The 267-nt window shown below is 54.7% G+C and carries 1 pseudogene; it reads right to left on the reverse strand.

From position 1 onward, the window contains the following. Nucleotides 1–205 (reverse strand): annotated as a pseudogene (locus JUJ53_RS00005) (hypothetical protein); the annotation flags it as partial. Nucleotides 206–267 lie beyond the last annotated feature (62 nt).

Here is a 267-nt window from a genome sequence, read left to right on the forward strand (position 1 = left end):
TGTAACGTCGATAGAAAGCTTCCGCACCCGGCAGCGCATGTAGACCGATGCGACCACCGTAACCTACCTCCACACTGCGCTGCCGGGCAAAGAGTACGAGTGCCCGTCCGACCCCAATCAGATAGGGAGGATCTTCGAGTAACCGGCGATTCCACGGCGCAGAAGCTAAATATTCGATATAGACCAGAGGAAACCGTTGTGGCAACCAGGAACGGTGCCATTGCGTTTCGAGCAAGATGACACCTTGAAGTAGCGCTTCAAACTCGA

It is taken from the genome of Leptolyngbya sp. CCY15150, assembly GCF_016888135.1.
In the GTDB taxonomy this organism is placed as follows: domain Bacteria; phylum Cyanobacteriota; class Cyanobacteriia; order RECH01; family RECH01; genus RECH01.